Here is a 21019-nt window from a genome sequence, read left to right as displayed (position 1 = left end):
ATCTGGCTGGGGCATTTGCTGCACAGGAATGGTGCGGCGCCTGCGCTGTGGATATCCAACCGATTGAAATAAAAGCGTTTATGCCGATGGCACGGGCCTTGCGAAGGCCTGTATGTCCGGGTGACAAGGAGTACGGCATGATCCGCACCTATTTTGATGAGATGTACGATGCCGGCGGCCAGGTTCGCCCGCATTATCGCGAGTTCGCCCGATGGCTGGCCGATACGCCGGATGAACTGCTGGCGCAACGGCGGCGCGAAGCCGATCTGCTGTTCCACCGCGCCGGGATTACCTTCACGCTCTATGGCGACGAGCAGGGCACCGAGCGCCTGATTCCTTTCGACACCATCCCGCGCAGCATTCCTGCCAGCGAATGGCGGATCGTCGAGCGCGGCTGCATCCAGCGGGTCAAGGCGCTGAACATGTTTCTTGCCGACCTGTATCACGAGCAGCGCATCATCAAGGCCGGGATCATTCCCGCCGAACAGGTGCTGGCCAACGAGCAATACCAGTTGGCGATGCAAGGCCTGGATCTGCACCGCGACATCTATTCGCATATTTCCGGGGTCGATCTGGTGCGCGACGGCGACGGCACGTATTACGTGCTCGAAGACAATCTGCGTACGCCGAGCGGCGTGAGCTACATGCTCGAAGACCGCAAGATGATGATGCGCCTGTTTCCGGAGCTGTTCGCCGCCCAGCGCATCGCGCCGATCGACCACTACCCGAACCTGTTGCTCGACACCTTGAAAAGCTCAAGTCCGATCGATGACCCGAGTGTGGTGGTGCTGACGCCGGGGCGCTTCAACAGTGCGTTTTTCGAACACGCGTTTCTGGCGCGGGAAATGGGCGTGGAACTGGTCGAAGGCGCGGATCTGTTCGTGCGTGATGACAAGGTGTTCATGCGCACCACCGATGGCCCGAAAGCGGTCGACGTGATCTATCGTCGCCTCGATGACGCCTTTCTCGACCCGCTGGCGTTCAACCCGGATTCGATGCTTGGCGTGCCGGGGCTGCTGTCGTCCTACCGCTCCGGCAATGTCGTGCTCGCCAACGCGATCGGCACTGGCGTCGCGGATGACAAGTCGGTGTATCCGTTTGTCACCGACATGATCCGTTTCTACCTCGACGAAGAACCGATCCTGAAAAACGTGCCGACCTGGCAATGCCGTAACCCGTCTGAACTTTCCCATGTGCTGGCCAATCTTCCAGATCTGGTGGTCAAGGAAACCCAGGGCTCCGGCGGTTACGGAATGCTGGTGGGGCCGGCCGCGACGACGGCGGAAATCGATGCATTTCGCGAGCGTATCAAAGCCAAACCGCATGCGTACATCGCCCAGCCGACGCTGTCGCTCTCGACCTGTCCGACCTTTGTCGAAAACGGCATTGCGCCGCGCCATATCGATTTGCGTCCGTTTGTCTTGTCCGGGCGCGAAACCCGCGTGGTGCCTGGCGGTTTGACGCGTGTGGCCCTGCGCGAGGGCTCCCTGGTGGTGAATTCCTCTCAGGGTGGCGGAACCAAGGACACCTGGGTGGTCGAGGATTGAAGGAAGCTTGCCATGTTAAGTAGAACTGCCTCGGATCTGTATTGGATGTCGCGTTATCTGGAGCGCGCGGAAAACCTCGCGCGCATGCTCGACATCAGTTATTCACTGTCGCTGATGCCGCAGGACGGTCGCGGCGACGGTTTGCATGAGCTGGCCATGCCGCTGCTGATCACCGGCACCCTCGATGATTATCTCGAGCGTCACGGCGCGCTGCATGCCGAACGCCTGCTGCACTTTTTCGCCCTCGACGCGGCCAACCCGGCCAGCATCTACAGTTGCCTCGGCGCCGCGCGGGCCAGCGCTCATGCGGTGCGCGGGCGAATCACGGCGGACATGTGGGAGAACATCAACGCGACCTGGCTGGAGATTCGCGGGATCGCCGAGCAGGGCTTGAGCCGCTATGGCATGAGCCGTTTCTGCGAATGGATCAAGGAGCGTTCGCACCTGTTTCGCGGCGCATCCTACGGCACGATCATGCGCAACGATGCGTTTCGCTTCATTCGTCTGGGTACGTTCATCGAGCGCGCAGATAACACGCTGCGCTTGCTCGATGCCCGTTATGAAATGGCTGGTGATCAGGCCGAAGCCGTCAGCGATGGCACTGCGCACGCGTATTACCAGTGGAGTGCCTTGCTGCGCGCGCTGTCGTCGTTCGAGGCCTACACCGAAATCTATCGTGATGCGCCCGGCGCCCGACATGTCGCCGAATTGCTGCTGTTGCGCGCTGATGTGCCGCGTTCGCTGCGTGCCTGCACCGAAGAGATCGACCAGATCCTCGCGCAGCTGCCCGGTGCCAACGGGCGACCGGCGCAACGTCTGGCCGCGGAAATGGACGCGCGCCTGCGCTACACCGGCATCAACGAAATCCTCGAGGAAGGCCTGCACGCCTGGCTGACCGAATTCATTCCGCTGGTGCGCCAGCTGGGCAACGCCATTCACAGTTCCTACCTGGAGGCTGCATGAGACTTTCCATAAGCCACGAGACCACCTATCACTACGAAGATCAGGTGCGCGCGAGCATCCAGTACCTGCGTCTGACGCCCCACGACAGCGAACGTCAGCATGTCCTGAGCTGGCAACTCGACCTGCCGCGTCCGGTGCGTGCGCAACTCGATCCGTTCGGCAACATCCTGCATGTGCTGACCATGGATGAGCCGCACGAAGCGATCATCATCGGTGCGCGCGGGCAGGTCGACATCGACGAGCTGCGTGAGGCCGAACACGAGAGCCAGTCGGCACTGCCATTCCTGCGCTTTACCCGGCTGACCGAGGCGGACGAGGCGCTGCGCGCATTCGCGGAAAAATCCTGCAAGCAGCGCCGTGATCGCACGGCGTTGATCGACTTGATGCACGGCTTGAATCAGTACATGACCTACACGCCGGGCTCTACCGAAGTCGATACCAGCGCCGCCGAAGCATTTGCCGGGCGTGCTGGTGTTTGCCAGGACCATACCCATGCGTTTCTGGCCTGCGCCCGCAGCCTGGGGGTTCCGTCACGTTATGTGTCGGGCTATCTGTACAGTGAGGATTGCGAGCATCTGGCCAGTCACGCCTGGGCGGAAGCCTGGCTGGACGACGCCTGGTACAGCTTCGACGTGACCAATCAACTGGCGCGGCCGGAGCGGCATCTGAAACTGGCGGTGGGCCTGGACTATCTTGATGCTTGCCCGGTACGCGGCATGCGCCGTGGCGGCGGGTGTGAGCAGATGCATGCGAAGGTATTCGTTTCGCCGACGCCGGTCATTTCCGTGCAGCAACAATAAGGCCTACCTATAACTCCTGTGGGAGCGAGCCTGCTCGCGATAGCGATGTCAGCCAGCAATTCAGCGACTGACGCACCGCCTTCGCGAGCAGGCTCGCTCCCACAAGGGGTGGTGTCCCACAAGGGGAATGGCATCAGGGCTTAACCTTGCGTCCGGCCATGTGCGTTAGATACCCCACCAGCATCTCCAGATCCCCATCCGGCAACACCTCTGCGGAAAACCCCGGCATCTTCGCCTGTGGCCACTGGCGCAAGCTCTGCGGATCGCGGATGTAACGCTTGAGGAAGTCCGCGCCGAAGTATTCGGTCGGGTTGTACGGAACATTCAGATCCGGACCGAATTGCGCATCCCCCGCGCCGTTCAAGCGGTGACAGGCCAGGCAGTTTTTCTGAAACAGCGCGAAACCCTGATTCACCGGATCATCCGCCTTCAACGCGGAATCAGGCAGCAGGGCCGGGAAGCGCTCGGCGACGGGCGCCATGCGCTTGATGCTTGCCACCTGGAACGGCCATTGTTCGGGGCTGATGTTACCTTTCTGCGGATCGCTCCAGACCAGATAAAACGGCCCGGCACTGGGTTTGTCTTGCGCCAGCGCTGGCCATGGCTGTCCCGGGTCTTCAATGGCCAGCCACGCTCGTGCGCCGTCACGGTTGAGCAGCGGTGCTGCGGCCAATTCAGCGGCAAAGCCGTCCAGCGCCACCGCTTGCAGATGATCTTGCGGCTGGATGCCGGTCAGCAACGCGGCCATGGGCACGACGCGATAAGTCATGTCCCTTTTGTAGGACACATCGTCTTTGATCGTCAGGGTTTGCGCTTGAGGATGCTTGAGCAATTCCTCGGTCTGCCAGGTGCGCGCGGTTGCGCCCAACTGCAGATCAAGCTGAGCGGCTGACAAGGGCATGCTGAGCAGCAGCGCCCCGAACACAATGAACGCTTTCAAATGATCGCCATCCCTGTCGTGGAAAGGCGCAAAGATTGGCACAGCCACGCTGGCCCGGATAGCGGGCCAGTCATCTATTCGCTGGCGATTGATCGCACCTGCCGCTTGATTCAGCCAATGACCTTGGTCAGATTCGGCAAAATCAACAACAGCGTCGTGGCAAAAAGAATGAGCCCTGCTTGACGTACTTTCGGTTGTTTGAACATGGCTTGACCGCCTTTATTGTTATTTCCTGATGCCTGCCTGCATATCCATGACGGCACGCGCTGCACTTCCTGTTGAAGAACGCCGGCCTCGGCAAAACCCGACGACCATCACGTTCATCTTCTACATTAGGGCCCACGCCGGCCGTGCCTTAGATCCATTTCGTATGTCATTGCTGCGATCTGTGATTAAAACGCTATGAGGCGTATTGCCAGCTTCTTTGCTGACCGCTGGCTAGACAACTCGGCGACCTGAACCGGTTCACCTGGTGGCTGACGACCGTCCGTCTGAGCGTGTGCGTCAAGCGCTTTGAGCGCTGTGGTCATTGAATCCTCGGCCGTTGCGGTCGAGAGTGGGGCAACAACCCTTCACTGACCGCCCAGGTTCGAGGACGCCATGACCGAAGCTTTGATATTCGATGCCTTACGCACGCCCCGCGGCAGGGGCAAGGCGGACGGCGCCTTGCACAGTGTCAAACCGGTCAATCTGGTCGCCGGCCTGTTGACCGCGATGCAGCAACGCACCGCGCTGGACACCAGCCAGGTCGATGATGTGGTACTGGGCTGCGTCACGCCGGTTGGCGATCAAGGCGCGGACATCGGCAAAACTGCGGTGCAGGTCGCCGATTGGGACGTCAGCGTGGCGGGGCTGCAAATCAACCGTTTCTGCGCTTCGGGCCTGGAGGCGGTCAATCTTGGCGCGATGAAAGTGCGCTCGGGGTTCGAGGAGTTAGTGGTAGTTGGCGGCGTCGAGTCAATGTCGCGGGTAGCGATGGGCAGCGACGGCGGCGCCTGGGCGCTGGACCCGCAAACCAACCTGCACAGCCATTTCACCCCGCAAGGCGTCGGCGCGGATCTGATCGCGACAATTGAGGGCTTCAGCCGTCACGACGTCGATGCCTATGCGCTGCACTCTCAACAGAAAGCCGCACGGGCACTGACCGATGGCTCGTTCAGCAAATCCCTGGTGCCGGTGCAGGACCAGAACGGCATCATCCTGCTCGACCACGATGAGTTCATTCGTGCCGAATCGACGCTGGAAGGTCTTGGCAAGCTCAAGCCGAGTTTCGAAATGATCGGCCAGATGGGTTTCGACGCCACCGCGCTGCGAGTCTACAGCCATATCGAACGGATCAATCATGTGCACACGCCAGGCAACAGTTCCGGGATCGTTGACGGTGCCGCGTTGATGCTGATTGGCAGCGAAGCCAAGGGCAAAGCGCTGGGCCTGCAGCCGCGCGCGAGGATCGTCGCCACGGCAGTGACCAGTACCGATCCGACCATCATGCTCACCGGCCCGGCACCGGCCACTCGCAAGGCATTGGCCAAGGCCGGGCTGCGCGTGGAAGACATTGACCTGTTCGAGGTCAACGAAGCGTTTGCCTCGGTGGTGCTCAAATTCATCAAGGACATGGCCGTCGATCCGGACAAGGTCAACGTCAACGGCGGTTCCATCGCCATGGGCCATCCGCTCGGCGCAACGGGCTGCGCGATTCTCGGCACGTTGCTCGATGAGCTGGAGGCGCGGCGCTTGCGCTACGGCCTGGCAACGCTGTGTGTCGGCGGCGGCATGGGCATTGCCACCCTCATCGAACGTCTCTGAGCCGCGCCTTCAAGGAATTTACTTATGAACCAAGCCATTCATTACGAAGCGGGTCCAGACCGCATCGTCGTGCTGACCATCGACCTGCCGGGTCAGAGCGCCAACACCATGAACGCCGTGTACCGCCAGGCCATGGCCGCCTGCGTCGCCCGGCTGGTCGCGGAAAAGGATCAGATTGCCGGGGTGATCATTACCTCGGCGAAGAAAACCTTCTTCGCCGGCGGCGACCTCAACGAGCTGATCAAGGTCGGCAAGCCCGAAGCCAAAGCTTTTTACGACATGGTGTTGACCCTGAAAGGGCAGTTGCGCAGCCTGGAAACCCTCGGCAAACCGGTGGTCGCGGCGATCAACGGTGCAGCGCTGGGTGGCGGTTGGGAAATCTGTCTGGCCTGCCACCACCGGGTGGCGCTCGACGATGCTTCGGTGCAGCTTGGTCTGCCGGAAGTGACCCTCGGCCTGCTGCCAGGTGGCGGCGGAGTGGTGCGCATGGTGCGCATGCTCGGCATCGAAAAAGCCCTGCCGTATCTGCTCGAGGGCAAGAAAGTCCGTCCACAACAAGCCTTGCAGGCCGGGTTGATCGACGAGCTGGCGGCGGATCGAGATGAGTTGCTGGCCAAGGCTCGCGCCTGGATCGTCGCCAATCCCACGGCGGTGCAGCGCTGGGATGTGAAGGGTTACCAAATTCCCGGCGGTACGCCGTCGAACCCGAAAGTGGCACAGATGCTGGCGATTGCGCCGTCAATCCTGCGCGCGAAAACCCAGGGCACGTTGCCTGCGCCGGAGAAGATTCTCTGCGCGGCGGTGGAGGGCGCGCAGGTCGATTTCGATACCGCGCATTTGATCGAAACCCGCTATTTCACCGAACTGACCACCGGACAAATCTCGAAAAACCTGATCGGCACGTTCTGGTTTCAGCTCAACGAGATCAATGCCGGCGGTTCGCGGCCGCAGGGTTTCGCCCCTTACAAGACGCAAAAAGTCGGCGTGCTGGGCGCGGGGATGATGGGCGCCGGCATCGCTTTCGTCAGTGCGTCGGCGGGCATCGACGTGGTCCTCAAGGACATCAATCTCGCCGCCGCCGAGAAGGGCAAGGCGCATTCGGCGGCATTGCTCGACAAGAAAGTCGCCCGCGGCCAAATGGATGCGGCAAAGCGCGAAGCGGTACTGGCGCGGATACGGACCACGGACAATGATGCCGATCTGGCCGGTTGCGACCTGATCATCGAAGCGGTGTTTGAAGATCGCGAACTCAAGGCGCGAGTTTCTTCAGCGGCGCAGCGGGTCGTGGGGCAAGATGCGGTGATCGCTTCCAATACCTCAACCTTGCCCATTACCGGGCTGGCCGCTGCTGTGCCTGATCCGGGAAAATTCATCGGTCTGCATTTCTTCAGCCCGGTGGAAAAAATGCCGCTGGTGGAAATCATCAAAGGCGCACACACCAGTGATGAAACCCTGGCCCGTGGTTTCGATTTCGTCCTGCAGATCAAGAAAACCCCGATCGTGGTCAACGACAGCCGCGGCTTCTTCACCTCACGGGTATTCGGCACCTTTACCAACGAAGGCATCGCCATGCTCGGCGAGGGCGTGAGCGCGCCGATGATCGAGACCGAAGCGCGCAAGGCCGGCATGCCGGTCGGCCCTCTGGCGATTTCTGACGAAGTTTCCCTCAGCCTGATGAGCCATATCCGCCAGCAAACCGCCAAGGACCTACAGGCCGAAGGGAAACCGCTGACCGAGCATCCGGCCTTCGCCGTGATTGACTTGCTGCTCAACGAATACAAGCGAGCGGGCAAAGCAGCCGGCGGCGGCTTCTACGACTACCCGACCGGTGCGCAGAAGCACCTGTGGCCGGAACTTAAGACGCGATTCGAGAAGGTCGACGGGCAGATTCCAGCCAAGGATGTGCGTGATCGGCTGCTCTTCGTGCAGGCCCTCGAAACCGTGCGCTGTGTGGAGGAAGGGGTGTTGACCTCGACGGCTGACGCCAACGTCGGCTCGATTTTCGGCATCGGTTTCGCCGCGTGGACCGGCGGCGCGCTGCAGTTCATCAACCAATATGGCGTGAAGGATTTCGTCGCTCGCGCGCAGTACCTGGCCGAGCAGTACGGCCAGCGGTTTGCGCCGCCGGCGCTGTTGCTCGACAAAGCCGCGAAAGGTGAACTGTTCTAAGGCACGGGAGCACTTCGGGGCTTGCCTTGGCCGGGTGTTTCAGGGCAGGCTTTGAGTGTGCAATATTCCCATCACGTGTCAGGTATTTTTTATGTCGCTACGCATCTGCATTCTGGAAACCGACATCCTGCGTCCGGAACTGGTCGACCAATATCAGGGTTACGGGCAGATGTTTCAGCGCCTGTTCTCGCAGCAACCGATCGCCGCCGAGTTCACCGTCTACAACGTGATGCAGGGCGAATACCCAAGCGATGAGCTGAGTTTCGATGCGTATCTGATCACGGGCAGCAAGGCCGATTCGTTCGGTACTGACCCGTGGATCCAGACCCTCAAGCAATACCTGCTCAACCGCTATGAGCGTGGCGACAAGCTGCTGGGCGTGTGCTTCGGCCATCAACTGCTGGCGCTGCTGCTGGGCGGCAAAAGCGAGCGCTCCATCCAGGGCTGGGGCGTTGGCACGCACCAATACAAGCTGGCGGCCAAGGCACCGTGGATGAGCCCGGTGCGCGAAGAACTGACGCTGCTGATCAGCCACCAGGATCAGGTCACTGCGCTACCGGAAAACGCCACGGTGATCGCCTCCAGCGATTTCTGCCCGTTCGCCGCGTATCACATCAACGATCAAGTGCTGTGCTTCCAGGGGCACCCGGAATTCATCCACGATTATTCGCGAGCGTTGCTTGATTTGCGTCAGGAAGCGCTGGGTTCGCAGATCTACAGCAAAGGCGTGGCGAGCCTTGAGCAAGAGCACCACGGTGCGACAGTCGCCGAGTGGATGATGCGTTTCGTCGCGCACAAGCCGGAAACTGTCTGACATCAAACAGCATCGCCAGCAGGCTGCTCCCACCTTTGATCTACTGTGCGACACTGATCAATGTGGGAGCGAGCCTGCTCGCGAATCGCCCAGACAACTCGGTCCCCTTTACAACCACCCAGACCGCTTGAAACTCGTCCACAACCCCACACACCCCACCGTAATAAACCCCAGCACCGCAAAATAGCCGTAGTGCCAGGTCAACTCCGGCATGTTCTCGAAGTTCATCCCGTAAATCCCCGCGACCGCGGTCGGGAACGCGAGAATCGCTGCCCACGCGGCAAATTTGCGCTGCACCACACTCTGCCGTGACGCCTCGAGCAACACGCCAATCTCGATGGTCTGGCTGGCGATGTCGGCCAGCGTGCTGAGATCCTCCATCTGCCGCGTGACATGAATCTGCACGTCACGAAAGTACGGGCGCATGTTCTTGTCGATAAACGGGAAGCTGAGCTTTTGCAGCTCCTCGCCAATTTCCACCATCGGCGCTGCATATCGGCGCAGGCGCACGACATCACGGCGCAAACCATGCAGCTTTTGAATGTCACGCTCGTTCAACGCGCTACACAAGACGTTGCGCTCCAGTTCATCGATTTCGGCGTGAATCGCTTCGCCCACGGGCTGGTAATTCTCGATGACAAAATCGAGCAAGGCATACAGTACGAAATCTTCGCCGTGCTCCAGCAGCAGCGGCCGTGCCTCACAGCGCTGACGAACATGCGCATAGGAGGCCGAGTGGCCGTTGCGGGCGGTGATGATGTAGCCCTTGCCGGCAAAAATATGCGTTTCGATGAATTGCAGAACGCCGTTTTCACGGACCGGCGAGTAGGTGACGATAAACAAAGCGTCGCCAAAGGTTTCCAGTTTCGGCCGGCTGTGTTTTTCCAGGGCGTCTTCGATGGCCAGTTCGTGCAGGTTGAACTGGCGTTGCAGATTGAACAGTTCCTGAGCGTCCGGTTCTTCGAGGCCGATCCAGACAAAATGGCCGGGCTTGGCTGCCCAAACCGCACCTTCGTCGATGGAAATATCGCTCACTTTCTTGCCTTCGCTGTACACCGCAGCAGCTACAACTCGACCCATGGTGGTGATTCACTTCTTCTTGGCAGGTGGTAGGGGTTCACGGCATCAGCTTAGCCGTGTCGCTGCTTGAGAGTCAGTGAAATCTGCACAGTTCAGCCGGCAAAAGAAAACCCGCGCAGGGCGGGTTTCATTTCACGCGGCTTGCAGTTGCCGGTCCATCGATGCGATGCACTCGCGCATCTGTTCGCGGCACTGATCGATCAGCCTTGGCATGTCGTCCATGGTCAGGCCGGCGGTAGGAATAGCCGGCAACGAGCGTATGAGAATGTCCCCGCTGCGCCAGCGATCGAGGCGCATCTGTTTAACGTAACTGCTGACGCATACCGGGACGATCGGCACGCCGGCGGCGATGGCCATCTGGAACGCGCCTTTTTTGAACGGCAGCAGTTCCTCACCCAGATTGCGCGTGCCTTCCGGGAATACCCAGATCGAGGTGTCTTCGTTCTGCAAGGTGTGGGTGGTGGTGAGCATCGACTGGCGCGCCTTGTGCGCGTTGCCACGGTCGATCAACACATTACCGGCCAGCCAGAACAACTGCCCGAACAGCGGCACCCACTTCAGGCTCTTCTTGCCGATGCACACTGTACGCCGCGGCACGACGTTACCGAACACGAACAGATCATAGTTGGACTGGTGGTTGGCGATGATCACGCAGCTGTCGGGCTTGTTCATCAGGCCGCTGACCTCTGATTTCACTCGCAGGCGCAAAATGCACATTGCCGGCAGCGCGTAGAGGCGGGCACAGAGGCGACTGTTGTCGGGATTGAACGGACGGCAGAGCCCGAGAATCACGCCAAGCACACCGGCCAGAATAAAGTGCAGGCCCATCAACAACATACGAAACACGAACAGCATTTTCAGGCCCATCGGGACAAAAGGTGGCGCAGTGTACGGATGTGCACTGTTTTCGGCAATTGCCACTATAGAGTGCGGAGATAGGCGATGTTTAAGCGCATGTTTCAGTGGTGGCTGTCAGGCGCGTCCTAGAGCCACTCAGGAATGTTCAACAACGGGCGTATGAAAAAGCCCGACACGACGGTCGGGCTTTTCGTGTGCTGCATTGGCCAGGGATCAGCCCAGATGCTGCTGATCCATCGCGATCGCGTTATCGAGGGTTTCCAGCAGCGCCTTGCGTACCTTCAGCTTGGTGTTCTTGTGCGCCGTCATGTTGATCTTCTTTAGCTGACGCGCAGCGGCGAGGGCGGCCCCTTGCAACTCCTCGGCCGAGACCACCTTGTCGAGGAAACCGGCGTCGACCGCGCTTTGCGGATCGAACATCTCGCCGTTGATCACTGAACGGTGAAATGCCGAACGGCGCAGACGATCACGCGCCAGCTCGATACCCGCGTGGTGCATGGTCATGCCGATCTGCACTTCGTTCAGACCGATGCTGAACGGGCCGTCGACGCCAATACGGTAATCGGCCGACAATAGAATGAACGCGCCTTTCGCCACCGCATGCCCAGGGCAAGCAACGATGACCGGGAACGGGTGAGCGAGCAGGCGACGCGCCAATGTCGAACCGGCCGTCACCAGCGAAACCGCTTCCTTCGGCCCGGCCGTCATGACCTTCAAATCATAACCACCCGACAGAATTCCCGGCTGCCCGGTGATGATCACCACGGCACGATCAGTCACCGCCTGATCCAGCGCCGCGTTGAATGCCGCAATCACATCCGGCGAAATGGCGTTGACCTTGCCATTGTTCAGGGTCAGGGTCGCGATACCGTCTTCGAGGTGGTAGGCAATCAGCTCACTCATGACGCTATTCCTTATTAGAAAGATGGGCAGACGTTACCCACCGGCGCAGGCCAGGTAAAGCGCCGTGACTGACCCGCCAGTCACCATTTCCCGGCCCGTCCGGCGCAGCGAGGCGTTTGCTACTATAAGGAAGCACCGCGCCCACCGGAGATTGGCAGGTTTGGCATGGCCGGCCGATGCAGGAAATCGTTTCTCGCTTAACCGCATGAAAATTCTGAAAAAAAATTTGCCATCGCCAAAGCTTTCGACTACATTAGCGCGCCTCGACAGACAGAACATGTTTGAAGAGATACGGTGAAGTGTCCGAGTGGCTTAAGGAGCACGCCTGGAAAGTGTGTATACAGGAAACTGTATCGAGAGTTCGAATCTCTCCTTCACCGCCATATTCAGTAAACACAAACCCCTGATTTTCCTGGAGGAAGTCGGGGGTTTGTGGTTTTTGGTATCTGAAAAAGGGCGGTATGGGAGTAACCAGCGAGCTGCTGACGCCGAAGCTCAGAACGCAGACCCGGTGTGAGAACCGAATCGGGCCTGCTGTTAGGTTGATCAGGGGCCCGATCGCATACGAAAATTCGAATACCCGGTTTCAAAGGGGGCGAGCAGCTACAGATTCAGGGCATGTTGCCGCATTCCAACGACGTCCGGCCCATCCTCATTAATCCAAGTCCCATAATGCTGCCGGAGTTCGCGAAACCGGTTGCGAACCGGGCTTGCATGCTCACAGGGATAGCTTGGTGCGAGTATAGCTTATAAGGATATGCGACCTTTCGTCATGAAAGGTCACACAGGATGTATTGCTTGGCTTCACTATCAATGGAATTCTGGCCAACAGAGTTACATTGATAATGACATAGGCAAGCCGCAATCGAATGTTGATGTTACGAAGCTTCAATAGCCCGCAGCACCACGTTGATCCCGATCAGCATTGGCGTGCTTTGATTGATATCAGGCTCACCAATAATTTTGAATCCAAGCTCCTCATAAAATGAGACGGCGTTGGGTGCAGCATCCAAATAAATTCCTTTGATTGGAATTTCTTTATGAACCCGTGCCGCTTGCTTGAATGCTTCAAACAAGATTTTCTGGCCTATGCCAAAACCTTGATATTTCCCATCGACACCAAACATCACCACCCGTATCACGGGTACGCGTGAGGGCAAATTCGTATCGTCGATGCCATTCTGAGCCATTCCCTTGTCAATATCAGACATGGTGATGGTAAGGAAGCCAACCACTTCCCCCGTGGATGCAATCGCACCAATGGCATTAATGTTCTCGCTTTTAAGAGCACGCTTAAGGCTGCCCTTGTAATACGAGTCGATGACATCTACTCCACAACTAAACGTCTTGGTGTATTTGTACTTTTCGAAATTGGCAAGCAGATTGCTGTCAATTTCACATGCCGGCGTCTCTTCTGTTCTCATGATTTCCTCTCATTAGTCTAAGTAGCGCCTCTGATGGCGCCGCGGTTTCATCCTCTAGGAGGATTTGTTGAACTCTACTAAAAGTCTCTTCCGAAACTTCTATCCTTCTGTGGCTTTCTATAACGGCCTCGGCTTTTTCAAATGCGGATGCCATTATGAAAGACGTCATGTCTAGTCCTTGAATCGATGCTGCTTTCTTTATAAATTCTTTTACAAAGTCAGTTGTTTTTATTTCAAGTCGTGCGCTTTTAGCTGATTTAAGTGTTTCATCTAAAGTTGTCATCTTCATACCTACTGTGTTTAGTACAGGGTGTTTTTCCTTCCAAGTTGGTTGGTTTCATTTTCGTTTTCGGGCTTTTCGGGCCCTTTTGGTCGCCATGGTGGTCCTCTCAGTTGGTGTGCGCTCTAATTCTTGCATTCTAATTTTTCGTGATACTTTCTTGCTAGCGGTACGGATAGTACCCGTACGGCGTTGAGCATGTCAACCATGGTACGGATGGTGTCCGTATCGTGGGCATATCAGCACCTTCCAACCACTACGCCACCTGCGTAACAACGGCATGTCCGCCACCAAATGCCTCCGCGAGAATGGCCGCATCCAGTCTGAGGCAAAACCCATCATTGTCAGCCGCTCGCTGCCGCGCAGCCATCTGATCCCATCCGTTCGCGTGAGCGACGAGCGTGATACAACCCGTAGCGATCTGCGGGGCGGCTCTGCCCGCGAGTAGAGTATTGGCAGCCAAGGCATCCGCTGGGCGTGGCCAGTGCTGCGGTTGGTACGCTGGAGGTATGGCGTTCACTGGCGTGGACTTAGCGAAGAACTCGATTCCATGGTGAGTCGGTCGCAGAACTGCGAAATGCGTTTCAGGAGGCGGTCACCGATTATCTCGAAACCTGCGCCAAGCTCGGTCGTGCGCCGCAAAAGCCGTATTCGGGAAATCCAAGCCTGCGTCTGGCTCCAGCCCTGCACGCGTCAGTTGCCTTAAAAGCACAGCTGGCGCACAAGAGCATCAATCAATGGGTGGCAGACGTTCTTGATCGTGAAGCGCACGCCTGATGGCGAAATCCGTTTCTCTCCAAAAGTTGTACAAAACCCTGTCACCCGTCGAAATCTCCTACACACCTCATTGACCGACTGAAGTCTCGCGCGTTTACTGTATGCGCATACAGTAAACTCACTATCAGGTTCGTCACATGAGCGTCACCCTCCTTGGTTCCCTTGCCAACGCTGGCGAAAAGCTTCCGCTGTATTCGTTTCAGATTCCTGCGGGTTTTCCTTCGCCCGCGGCCGATCACATCGAAAAGCACATTTCCCTCGATGAGGTTTTCGACATTCGTGCGCCGCATGTTTATCTGGCGAAGATTGAAGGGGAGAGCATGCGCGATGCCGGGATATTTTGCGGCGATCTGGTGATTGTCGATCGCAGCCGCACCGCCGAGCATGGCGATATCGTTATCGCCGGGCTCAACTCCGAGCCGATTTGCAAACGCCTGCACATGCGCGATAACACCATCATTCTCTTGTCCGCCAACAGCAAATACCCGCCGCGCTATGTGATGGAGGGCGACGAGCTGGTTATCTGGGGCGTGGTGACTTACAGCGTGCGCGACCATGGCAAATCGTGACCAGGTCTTTGCGCTGATCGATTGCAACAGCTTCTATGCAAGCTGCGAGCGGGTCTTCCGACCTGATCTGGCGAAGACGCCGATCGTGGTGCTGAGCAATAACGACGGTTGCGTTATTGCGCGCAGTTATGACGCCAAACCTTTTGTGAAAATGGGCGCGCCGTACTTTCAGATTCGCGATGATTTGCGCCGCCACGGCATCCAGGTATTCAGCAGTAACTACGCGCTGTATGGCGACATGAGCGAACGGGTGATGACGATCATCGAGTCCATGGTGCCCGCCGTCGAGGTGTACAGCATCGATGAAGCGTTCGCCGATCTCAGTGGCATTCCAGGTGATCTGACGGTATTTGGCAGGACCATTCGTTCTGCCGTTTACAAACGCACCGGTATCCCGGTCGGCGTCGGCATCGCCCCGACGAAGACCCTGGCCAAGCTCGCCAACCACACGGCAAAACGCTTACAGGCGCACACCGGCGGCGTTGTCGATATTGGCGATCCCGTTAAACGTGACTGGGTGCTGCGCAACACCGACGTGGGTGACGTGTGGGGCGTCGGCCGGCGGATGAAGGCTCATCTCGAAAGCATGCAGATCAGAAGCGCGATGGACCTGGCGAAGGCTGATCCGTGGACATTGCGGCGCAAGTTCAACGTGGTGATCGAGAAGACTGCGCGCGAACTGGGCGGAACATCCTGTCTGGAGCTGTCCGAAACAGAGCCGCCGAAGCAGGAAATCTGCAGCAGCCGCATATTTGGTAAACGTCTGACCACAATCGAACCAATCAAGGAAGCGGTGGCGACCTATGTGCATCGCGCGGCAGAAAAGCTGCGTGCGCAGAATTCCTTATGCAAGAAGATCCGCGTGAGCATCCGCACCGGCATGTTCAATCCGGAGGAGGCCAAGTACGCCAATGGCGCGCTGATCGAGCTGCCTTACCCGACGAACGACGTGCGCTTGCTGTGCAGGGCGGCGAGCGAAGCGATTGACCGGTTGTTCAGGCCGGGCTTCAAGTACAGCAAGGCTGAGGTGTTGTTGATGGATCTGCGCCAGCCCGGAGAATTTACCCAGGACCTGTTTGCTGAGTCCCAACCGCAGGCGGCGGAGAAAGTAATGGGCGTTCTGGATCGGATCAATCAGCGCTGGGGCAGCGGGACGCTGCGCGCGGCAAGCGTGCCGGCGGATCCGGCCTGGGGGATGCGGCGGGAGATGATGAGTGCGAGTTTTACCACGAGGATCGATCAGTTGTGGGTGGTTAAATGCAATTGAAGCCACAGGGGTTCCGGTTTGGCGTCGCGTTGCTTCAATCGCATGGATCGGCCTTACAATCGCGGCCTTCACTTTCGCAGTAAAAGGACGTTCTCATGATCATTTCCACCACTCATTCCGTTGAGGGGCGCCAGATAACGGCCTATCTGGACATCGTCAGCGCCGAGTCTGTGCAAGGCGTCAACGTCATCCGCGATATGTTCGCGGGCATGCGCGACTTTTTTGGCGGGCGGTCGCAGACCTTGGAGCGAGCGTTAAAGGAAGCTCGCGTTCAGGCAACCGACGAACTCAAGGATCGAGCGCGGGCATTGCAGGCTGACGCCGTGGTCGGTGTGGATTTCGAGATCAGCATGCCGGCCGGCAAGGGTGGCATGGTAGTGGTTTTTGTGACTGGAACGGCGGTGAAGCTGCGCTGATTATCGCCGTCAGGGCAAGCCCCTTCGCAAAAGGAATGGGCTTGGCCGCGTCGATCAGCCTTGAGGCTTGATAATCACCGTACCTTTTGAGTCATAGGTCAGCGGTGTATCGATAGCGACAAGAGGCGGTGTCCCGTCAGGTTGAGGCGATGGGGCTGGCTCGCTGGGGTGATAGACGATTCCAGGCTGCAGAAGCGGTTTGTCCGGGTATTTGATGGTGATTTCACCCGAGGCGATCTTTTCCTTGAGTTTTTCCGCAGCGGCTTTGCCGGCTGCGATCTGCTCGTCCGTGAGTTTTACGACTGGCATATTGGGAAATCCGTTGATCTGCATGATCTCTCCTTGAGATTCATTGGTCGGAACAAGGGCAACGGCTGTTCAACGAAAACCTTTAGGGGTGATCACTGTGTTACGACGCTTGATCCATTCGTCGGTGATCAGCATTGTTGAACGGCAAGTCCAGTAGTGACCAGCTAGTCTCAAAAGCGCTGAGGGGCGACATTTTTTCAGGCAAAACTGTTTTGCCGATGTCGACCCGGTTATGCAGGGGAGAGGCGATGACAGATCCGTATATCGAAGATGATGGCGCTGAGTTTTCCTTCAACAACTGCGTGCGCTGCGGTCAGTCGGAGTATCAACCGGGTTTTGGCGAAGATCCGGTGAGCATCGGCAAAATCAAATCTGTGGTCCCCAAAGGGCCCAAGGCGAAGTTCCTGCCCAAGGTCACGGCAAGGACCAGAAAGTGATTTCATCACGTAACCCCGTCATCGAACGGGGTTTTTTACGAGCGCAGGAATGTGGGCACGGCGTTGACATTAATGTCGGATTTTTTTCACAAACTTTTCACGTTGGTCAACGTAGGGTGAAGCCATCCGTTAGAAAGCAAGTCTCCAGCCCGTCTCCCCAGCGGGCTTTTTTTTGTCTGTCATAAAACCTTTTCTCTGATCGCGGTCCAATCGACGCTGTCGCGTGCGTCTGGACTTTCCCGCGCCGAGCGCATTAAATCCCGCCCCTTGTTGTTCATCCCGTTTATTTGAGGTTTTTGTCATGCGTTTAACACTGCCTGCTCTGGTTCTTGGCCTTCTGGTTGCTCAAGGTGCAATGGCTGCCGGCGACGGCACCGCTGCGCTGGGCGGTGGCCTGGGTGGCGCGCTGGGTAACGTGGTCGGTCAGAAAATGGGCGGCAGCACAAGTGCCGTAATCGGCGCTGGCGTCGCGGGCGCAGCGGGCAGCGCAGTCGCCGCACGCAAGGGTAGCCGCACCAAAGCGGCGATCGGCGGCGGTGTCGGTGCAGCCGGTGGTTCGGTGATCGGCAATAGCCTGGGCGGCCGGAACGGCGCCACCATCGGCGCAGGTCTGGGTGGTGCGGCCGGCGGCGCGGTGGGCAGCAACCTGGGCAAAGGTCACAAGCGCCACTGAGCCTGGCTGGTCAGAAGAAGCCCGATTTGATGTCGGGCTTTTTCATGGCTGAACGTTTCGCCAGAAATCATCTCCAATTGGCATACGCCCCGCTTGGGCGGAACGTCCCGATTCGGGAACTGCGAGGTTCAAATGCGATTGTCATTGTCTGCACTGTTTTTCGGTTTGTTCGTGGCGCAGGGCGCGATGGCGGCCGGAGACGGCAGCGCTGCCGTGGGCGGTGGTCTCGGCGGGGTGCTGGGTAATGTGGTTGGCGGGCAACTAGGCGGCAGCACGGGCGCAGCGGTCGGCGCGGGTGTCGGCGGTGCTGCCGGCAGTGCCGTCGGTGCGAACAAACGCAATCGCACCGAAGCCGCGATTGGTGGCGGTCTCGGCGCCGCAGGCGGCTCGGTCGTCGGCAACAGCCTCGGCGGTTCTACCGGCTCTGCTATTGGCGCCGGTTTAGGCGGCGCAGCGGGCGGTGCGGTCGGTAACAACCTTGGCGACGACGACGGTGGATCTCATTCCGGCGGCCACAAGCACAAGAACAAACACAAAAATAAACATCGCTGATTGATCAACGCAAACCCGGCCCGGCGCCGGGTTTTTCGTGTCTGGCAGTTGGAAAGAGGAACGATTGGCGGCAGGGCTTTTCGAACGTCATACATCCCACGCGATCAAGAGGTTCGCCATGACTCCTGAAACTGAAGGCAAAGAAGAGAAGGGCCCGAATGGACAGCCGTTTATCAATGATCCGGGGAATGAGGATCCGGGGTCATTGATGGATGATGCGACGGTGCCGTTGGATGAGGCGGATATGGAGTATGAGGAGGATGGGGATGAGCAGTGAGGGGATGTTGAGGGTGTGAATGATGGTTTAAGGGCCTGACTCAGCAGGCCCTACAAAAAATCTGCTCCTCAGAACGAGACGTCGATTCTTTGTGCTCTGATTTTTACATACTGACCATTGAGGTGCGGAAAATCGAAGTGGATATCTTGATCCACAAATTCGACGAACGACTTGAGCGTGTCGCCTTCTAAGCGCCCGTGGATCTCGCATGAGAAACCATCGTCGAGCATCTCGACACGTGTTTCGCTGCCATCACATTTTGAGATTTCTATTTCGGCCGGCAACACCATTTCGAACTCGGCTGGGTAGGTCTCACCTATTTCGATGACTGACGGGCAGTGGCCTGCGAAACATCTCACAGTCACACCGTTGACGCTGAGCAGTAGCATTTCCTCAATGATTGGGTCGATTTCGACAATATGCGCGGGATATTTCTTAGTCATCTGCGAGCCATGCTGTTCTTTCTTTCAGAGGATGAGATGATCAGTGAGGTTTTTAAGAGTTGAACTTTGGCATAAACGCCAGACTCAGCAAGTGCTTAAATCTCGTTTTCAGAGTTTTCAGGCGGGGCGATTAATACATAGAGGTCATCAGCGGGCGACATTTTTTCGATTCTGCCTGAAGCTATATAATACTTGAACTCACTCTCAAGAAAGTTTCTGTCAGTGTATTTTTTGTACTCTTCAGGCCTGTCGGTGGCGTACATATAAAGACGCCACACGTCAAAGCCGTCGATCCTGTTGTTTGGACCGTAATCGAAATCTACTAACTCTGTGGGAAAGTGGATGGCACAGCCTACACCGTGCAACTCATACTCAACGCTATCGTTAATTCCCCCACACCGCTCTATTTGGCCACTTCGCCAGAGTCTAAGAATGTTTTTTGTACCAAATTTTTTCTGTAGAAGCGTTGTTCCTTCTTCAACTTTGCTGAGGAAGTCTTTGATCAAAACTTCTAAAGACTTATCATTATTGTTACTCATGGTCTTTTATAATTATCCAGTCGATCGGTATCGAGTCTTTTTGGGTGACATGTTTCATTCGCTCTTGTCTCAAAAATAGTTTTCCCAATATTTCTAATGATTTTTATGTTGCGAATTTTGGTGTTTGTCTCACGGGCAGATGCGGAAGTCGGCATGATTATATGTGTTTTATTTTGTTATTTTTTTAGGAGGCCAATATATATAAGTTGCTAACGAAGGAGATTTTCTTAATCTTTTTTTGAGCTATGTGTTCGGCGAATTCTTTTTTGATTGTTTCTCTGTCGCAATATTTTCTATATTTAGATGGTCTTTCACAGGCAAAAATGTATAAACGCCAAATGTCAAATCCATTGATTTCACCATTAGGTCCATAGTCGAAATCTACGGTTCCTGTCGATAGATTGATACGGCAGCCAATGCCGTGCAATTCATATTTAACGCCTCGAGTGACTCTCCCGCGACGCTTTATCGCCTTGGTATGCCAAAGCCTTCGAATGTCTCGAGTGCCAAATTTTTTTTCAAGTATCAGCGTGCTTGTCTCTACCATAGAAATAAAGTCATGTATCAGGGTATCCAAAGTTTCATTTTGTTCACTCATTCTTTTCTCCGAGTTTAAAAAATATCTAGTCCAATGATTTGACTCGCTAGCTAGCTGGATTGCATTTTTTGTTTAAACAATGCTTCGTGCTCTCTGGGGGTGATAATAGTTTTTAGCCTTGGTAATATTGCTCTTGGTCTTGCAAGCGCTGCGCGTGGAATGTTAAATGCGTGATGTTTAGACAGATGAATGTCTTAAATAGACGCTAGGTTCTCTTAATCTCAACGATGATGTAATGAGTTTTATCTCGGAAGCCTCTGATGCAATGCAAACTAAGTGCCCGCTCTCAATAGTTTGAATGGGTAATTGAAATTTTTCTCGCGTGGGAGATTGGATGTCGTCAAGCTTGTAACTTCTCTGCACGTTATCCCTGTGCGTCAAGCATTGTATTCTATGAATACCCACTTCCTCGGAGGTGTGTCTGGAATTTCGCTGATGTCAAATGCCAGAGTCATTGTTGAAAGATTATTGTCTGTGCTTAGAGTGAAGAGCTTAATCTCTCCGATAGGTACATTTCGGCTGAAGATCATATTGAGGAGTTTGCTACCATGTATCTCATTCCAGTAATTCATGTGCTT

General features: G+C 56.7%; 25 protein-coding genes, 1 tRNA gene and 1 pseudogene. 16 read left to right on the top strand and 11 right to left on the bottom strand.

Annotated elements, in window-relative coordinates; genetic code table 11:
• Positions 1 to 137 precede the first annotated feature (137 nt).
• From V6F91_RS01305 to V6F91_RS01295, 3 genes are read left to right on the top strand one after another with little or no spacing between them, the layout of a single operon-like run.
• Positions 138 to 1547, top strand: a complete 1410-nt coding sequence (locus V6F91_RS01305) for a circularly permuted type 2 ATP-grasp protein (protein ID WP_103303811.1) — start codon at positions 138 to 140, stop codon at positions 1545 to 1547.
• A gap of 12 nt (positions 1548 to 1559) precedes the next feature.
• Complete coding sequence (locus tag V6F91_RS01300) at positions 1560 to 2510, top strand: alpha-E domain-containing protein (RefSeq protein WP_007914063.1); 951 nt, start codon at positions 1560 to 1562, stop codon at positions 2508 to 2510.
• Positions 2507 to 3310, top strand: a complete 804-nt coding sequence (locus V6F91_RS01295; RefSeq protein WP_332761757.1) for a transglutaminase family protein — start codon at positions 2507 to 2509, stop codon at positions 3308 to 3310. The genes V6F91_RS01300 and V6F91_RS01295 overlap by 4 nt, the downstream gene beginning before the upstream one ends.
• Positions 3311 to 3443: 133 nt before the next feature.
• Here V6F91_RS01295 and V6F91_RS01290 read toward each other — a convergent pair whose 3' ends face one another.
• Positions 3444 to 4211, bottom strand: a complete 768-nt coding sequence (locus V6F91_RS01290; protein WP_332762842.1) for a cytochrome c — start codon at positions 4209 to 4211, stop codon at positions 3444 to 3446.
• 39 nt (positions 4212 to 4250) lie between these two features.
• Between V6F91_RS01290 and V6F91_RS01285 the strand changes: the two genes are divergently transcribed.
• The 4 genes from V6F91_RS01285 (at position 4251) to V6F91_RS01270 (ending at position 9039) form a co-directional block, all read left to right on the top strand.
• Positions 4251 to 4433 carry a hypothetical protein gene (locus V6F91_RS01285; protein WP_332762879.1) on the top strand — a complete coding sequence of 61 codons (183 nt, stop codon included), beginning with the start codon at positions 4251 to 4253 and terminating at the stop codon, positions 4431 to 4433.
• A 417-nt stretch (positions 4434 to 4850) separates the two neighbouring features.
• On the top strand, positions 4851 to 6056 hold the full coding sequence (locus V6F91_RS01280; RefSeq protein ID WP_332761756.1) for an acetyl-CoA C-acetyltransferase: 1206 nt from the start codon (positions 4851 to 4853) through the stop codon (positions 6054 to 6056).
• 24 nt (positions 6057 to 6080) lie between these two features.
• A complete protein-coding gene (locus V6F91_RS01275; RefSeq protein ID WP_332761755.1) occupies positions 6081 to 8225 on the top strand; it encodes a 3-hydroxyacyl-CoA dehydrogenase NAD-binding domain-containing protein in 2145 nt (714 codons plus the stop codon).
• Between the two features lie 91 nt (positions 8226 to 8316).
• On the top strand, positions 8317 to 9039 hold the full coding sequence (locus tag V6F91_RS01270; protein ID WP_332761754.1) for an amidotransferase: 723 nt from the start codon (positions 8317 to 8319) through the stop codon (positions 9037 to 9039).
• Between the two features lie 108 nt (positions 9040 to 9147).
• On the opposite strand, the gene V6F91_RS01265 is transcribed toward V6F91_RS01270, so the two are convergent.
• The 3 genes from V6F91_RS01265 to V6F91_RS01255 all read right to left on the bottom strand — a co-directional run bounded on the left by V6F91_RS01265 (position 9148) and on the right by V6F91_RS01255 (position 11880).
• Positions 9148 to 10119 carry a magnesium and cobalt transport protein CorA gene (locus V6F91_RS01265; RefSeq protein ID WP_332761752.1) on the bottom strand — a complete coding sequence of 324 codons (972 nt, stop codon included), beginning with the start codon at positions 10117 to 10119 and terminating at the stop codon, positions 9148 to 9150.
• Between the two features lie 132 nt (positions 10120 to 10251).
• Positions 10252 to 10974 carry a 1-acylglycerol-3-phosphate O-acyltransferase gene (locus V6F91_RS01260; protein WP_332761751.1) on the bottom strand — a complete coding sequence of 241 codons (723 nt, stop codon included), beginning with the start codon at positions 10972 to 10974 and terminating at the stop codon, positions 10252 to 10254.
• A gap of 216 nt (positions 10975 to 11190) precedes the next feature.
• A complete protein-coding gene (locus V6F91_RS01255) occupies positions 11191 to 11880 on the bottom strand; it encodes a crotonase/enoyl-CoA hydratase family protein (RefSeq protein ID WP_332761749.1) in 690 nt (229 codons plus the stop codon).
• 293 nt (positions 11881 to 12173) lie between these two features.
• On the opposite strand from V6F91_RS01255, the gene V6F91_RS01250 reads away from it, so the two are divergent.
• Positions 12174 to 12263 (top strand) — tRNA-Ser (locus V6F91_RS01250).
• A gap of 495 nt (positions 12264 to 12758) precedes the next feature.
• On the opposite strand, the gene V6F91_RS01245 is transcribed toward V6F91_RS01250, so the two are convergent.
• Together V6F91_RS01245 and V6F91_RS01240 are read right to left on the bottom strand one after the other, a co-directional pair.
• On the bottom strand, positions 12759 to 13304 hold the full coding sequence (locus tag V6F91_RS01245; protein ID WP_332761748.1) for a GNAT family N-acetyltransferase: 546 nt from the start codon (positions 13302 to 13304) through the stop codon (positions 12759 to 12761).
• Positions 13276 to 13587, bottom strand: coding sequence for a DUF1778 domain-containing protein (locus V6F91_RS01240; RefSeq protein WP_332761746.1), 312 nt, complete (start codon positions 13585 to 13587; stop codon positions 13276 to 13278). Before V6F91_RS01240 ends, V6F91_RS01245 begins: the two co-directional genes overlap by 29 nt.
• A 543-nt stretch (positions 13588 to 14130) precedes the next feature.
• On the opposite strand from V6F91_RS01240, the pseudogene V6F91_RS01235 reads away from it, so the two are divergent.
• From V6F91_RS01235 to V6F91_RS01220, 4 genes and pseudogenes are all read left to right on the top strand, one after another.
• Positions 14131 to 14361: pseudogene (locus V6F91_RS01235) on the top strand (type II toxin-antitoxin system HicB family antitoxin); the annotation flags it as partial.
• A 137-nt stretch (positions 14362 to 14498) separates the two neighbouring features.
• Positions 14499 to 14930 (top strand): translesion error-prone DNA polymerase V autoproteolytic subunit, encoded by a 432-nt coding sequence (locus tag V6F91_RS01230; protein WP_332761744.1) that lies wholly within the window; start codon positions 14499 to 14501, stop codon positions 14928 to 14930.
• On the top strand, positions 14917 to 16197 hold the full coding sequence (locus V6F91_RS01225; protein ID WP_332761742.1) for a Y-family DNA polymerase: 1281 nt from the start codon (positions 14917 to 14919) through the stop codon (positions 16195 to 16197). Before V6F91_RS01230 ends, V6F91_RS01225 begins: the two co-directional genes overlap by 14 nt.
• A gap of 95 nt (positions 16198 to 16292) precedes the next feature.
• Positions 16293 to 16613, top strand: a complete 321-nt coding sequence (locus V6F91_RS01220) for a YbjQ family protein (protein ID WP_332761740.1) — start codon at positions 16293 to 16295, stop codon at positions 16611 to 16613.
• A gap of 54 nt (positions 16614 to 16667) precedes the next feature.
• Here the strand turns inward: V6F91_RS01220 and V6F91_RS01215 are convergent, their stop codons facing one another.
• On the bottom strand, positions 16668 to 16946 hold the full coding sequence (locus V6F91_RS01215) for a hypothetical protein (protein WP_332761739.1): 279 nt from the start codon (positions 16944 to 16946) through the stop codon (positions 16668 to 16670).
• A 224-nt stretch (positions 16947 to 17170) separates the two neighbouring features.
• Here V6F91_RS01215 and V6F91_RS01210 point away from each other — a divergent pair, with 224 nt between their 5' ends.
• The 4 genes from V6F91_RS01210 (at position 17171) to V6F91_RS01195 (ending at position 18861) form a co-directional block, all read left to right on the top strand.
• Positions 17171 to 17359 (top strand): hypothetical protein, encoded by a 189-nt coding sequence (locus tag V6F91_RS01210; protein WP_332761737.1) that lies wholly within the window; start codon positions 17171 to 17173, stop codon positions 17357 to 17359.
• 301 nt (positions 17360 to 17660) lie between these two features.
• Positions 17661 to 18032 (top strand): bacteriocin, encoded by a 372-nt coding sequence (locus V6F91_RS01205; RefSeq protein WP_332761736.1) that lies wholly within the window; start codon positions 17661 to 17663, stop codon positions 18030 to 18032.
• Positions 18033 to 18164: 132 nt separating this feature from the next.
• The gene (locus V6F91_RS01200; RefSeq protein ID WP_332761735.1) at positions 18165 to 18584 is read left to right on the top strand and encodes a YMGG-like glycine zipper-containing protein; all 420 of its coding nucleotides are present in this window, start codon (positions 18165 to 18167) and stop codon (positions 18582 to 18584) included.
• Between the two features lie 118 nt (positions 18585 to 18702).
• Positions 18703 to 18861: a hypothetical protein gene (locus V6F91_RS01195; RefSeq protein ID WP_332761734.1), complete on the top strand. Its 159-nt coding sequence runs from the start codon at positions 18703 to 18705 to the stop codon at positions 18859 to 18861.
• 68 nt (positions 18862 to 18929) lie between these two features.
• On the opposite strand, the gene V6F91_RS01190 is transcribed toward V6F91_RS01195, so the two are convergent.
• The 4 genes from V6F91_RS01190 to V6F91_RS27330 form a co-directional block, all read right to left on the bottom strand.
• Positions 18930 to 19304, bottom strand: a complete 375-nt coding sequence (locus V6F91_RS01190; protein ID WP_332761733.1) for a hypothetical protein — start codon at positions 19302 to 19304, stop codon at positions 18930 to 18932.
• A 95-nt stretch (positions 19305 to 19399) separates the two neighbouring features.
• Positions 19400 to 19843 carry a DUF6896 domain-containing protein gene (locus tag V6F91_RS01185; RefSeq protein WP_332761732.1) on the bottom strand — a complete coding sequence of 148 codons (444 nt, stop codon included), beginning with the start codon at positions 19841 to 19843 and terminating at the stop codon, positions 19400 to 19402.
• Positions 19844 to 20027: 184 nt separating this feature from the next.
• Positions 20028 to 20441 (bottom strand): DUF6896 domain-containing protein, encoded by a 414-nt coding sequence (locus V6F91_RS01180; RefSeq protein ID WP_332761731.1) that lies wholly within the window; start codon positions 20439 to 20441, stop codon positions 20028 to 20030.
• A 377-nt stretch (positions 20442 to 20818) separates the two neighbouring features.
• Complete coding sequence (locus V6F91_RS27330; RefSeq protein WP_423815303.1) at positions 20819 to 21013, bottom strand: Imm50 family immunity protein; 195 nt, start codon at positions 21011 to 21013, stop codon at positions 20819 to 20821.
• Positions 21014 to 21019: the final 6 nt, after the last annotated feature.

The sequence above is a fragment of the Pseudomonas koreensis genome, from assembly GCF_036668835.1.
In the GTDB taxonomy this organism is placed as follows: domain Bacteria; phylum Pseudomonadota; class Gammaproteobacteria; order Pseudomonadales; family Pseudomonadaceae; genus Aquipseudomonas; species Aquipseudomonas koreensis_I.
This window is presented reverse-complemented; position numbering and strand designations above follow the sequence as displayed.